This is a genomic window from Acidocella sp. KAb 2-4, from assembly GCF_020567705.1.
Lineage (GTDB): Bacteria > Pseudomonadota > Alphaproteobacteria > Acetobacterales > Acetobacteraceae > Acidocella.
Genome location: NZ_JAJDJU010000069.1, coordinates 1 through 1,076 on the forward strand (window position 1 = coordinate 1; position 1,076 = coordinate 1,076).

The window sequence follows — 1,076 nt, forward strand, 5'->3', positions numbered from 1 at the left end:
GGCCAAGCCGAAGAGTGCCGGCGCTTGATCGAGGAAACCCTGGCACGCTGCGGGCGGCTGGATGCCGTGGTGGCGAACGCGGGGATCAACCCGGTTTTCTCTCCCGTCAGCGAGCTGGAGCCGGCGTCATGGGACAAGGTTATCAGCACCAACCTCACCGGCGCCTGGCACCTCGCCCGCCATACCCTTCCGGCGATCGCGGCACAGGGCGCCGGCTCCATGGTCTTCGTCTCGTCGATTAATGCCCATTTCGGCGTACCGCGCTCCGGCGCCTACGGCGTCTCCAAGGCGGCGCTGGAACAGCTGACCCGCCAACTCGCCGTGGAATGGGGACCCAGGAATGTGTGGATCAACGCCGTGGCCCCTGGAACGACACGCACGGACATGATCCGCGCTCTGACGGAAGACGCCGCCTTCGTGCGCGACGTGCAAGCTCGCACGCCCATGCGGCGCCTCGGCGAGCCGGAAAACGTGGCTGCGGCGATCGTATTCCTCGCGAGTGCCGCGGCACGCCACATCACCGGCCAAGTGCTAACGGTTGATGGTGGCGAAACCATTCTGCGTGGAACCATATAATGCCCCGCTCTGGCCACAGCGCTCCCCTGAACTGGCAGTGATGCCACGATGGCCGGGCCACATATCCGCAGAATCCAGCGCTATCTTCTGGGCCTCGAAGGAAGCAGGATCAACGTCGCCAAGCTGCCCGAATTGCGCGCCAGGGTAGAGGCGCAACAGCAAGCGGGACGCGACTTCACTCAACAGGAATATCTCAGCATCGTGCGTGAGATTTGCGCTGATACGCCGCCTGATTTCGCTCTAACCTTCGGGGCCAGCCGTCATCTCGCAGAGATGGGTATTGTCGGCCATGCCATTCTGAGTTGCGGCACCCTGCGCCGCGGCCTGGCGATCTGGATGAATTTCGCCGACCTCACCGGGGAGCCATTCCGCGGCCGCTCCTCGGTCGCGGCGGGACGCTGGACGCTGGAATTCCAGCTGACCGCCGTTCTGCCGCCCGCCACGGGGCGGTTCTGCAGCGAAGAATTCGCCGCCAGCTTCGTGCGCTTCGCCCATGAGAC

At 64.9% G+C, this 1,076-nt stretch carries 2 protein-coding genes; both read left to right on the plus strand.

The features are described from left to right. A partial coding sequence (locus LI953_RS15355) for an SDR family NAD(P)-dependent oxidoreductase (protein WP_227076962.1) occupies nt 1-576 on the plus strand: 576 nt, incomplete at its 5' end. A 48-nt stretch (nt 577-624) separates the two neighbouring features. Beyond that, nucleotides 625-1,076: AraC family transcriptional regulator ligand-binding domain-containing protein (locus tag LI953_RS15360; RefSeq protein WP_227076963.1), on the plus strand; the 452-nt coding region annotated here is incomplete at its 3' end.